The sequence below is a fragment of the Halomonas sp. SIMBA_159 genome, from assembly GCF_046536035.1.
Taxonomy (GTDB): domain Bacteria; phylum Pseudomonadota; class Gammaproteobacteria; order Pseudomonadales; family Halomonadaceae; genus Vreelandella; species Vreelandella venusta_A.
In genome coordinates this window covers 1-299 of the sequence record NZ_JAWJBT010000305.1, presented here as the reverse complement: position 1 = coordinate 299, position 299 = coordinate 1, and the positions used below count along the sequence as shown (strand labels likewise).

Annotated in this window: 1 protein-coding gene; it reads right to left on the bottom strand. The window is 37.8% G+C overall.

Annotation, left to right across the window (positions count from 1 at the left end; genetic code table 11):
• On the bottom strand, positions 1-299 hold a 299-nt coding region (locus R0J87_RS19400), incomplete at both ends, for a hypothetical protein (protein ID WP_498888288.1).

Here is a 299-nt window from a genome sequence, read left to right as displayed (position 1 = left end):
CCACCACCTTCGCATGAAGGGATTGAGCCATTTTGTCCATGAACCACCAGTGCAAATTCAAAGGCTGATTTGTCCATGCTCCCCCATGTACATATAAAATCACTTTTTGTTTAGGAGACGATTGATCATTTAGTGTAAAGACTTGCATGCCCTCGAATGTTCGCTCCTTTACCTCACTAATAAAGTGAACATCATCCCCAATCACATATGGCTGCGTATTTTCGATTTTTTTTTGATCAAGAAAGATTTTGGTGTTTTCGATACTAGAAAAACTCTCTTTATTACTTTGAGAAAATAAC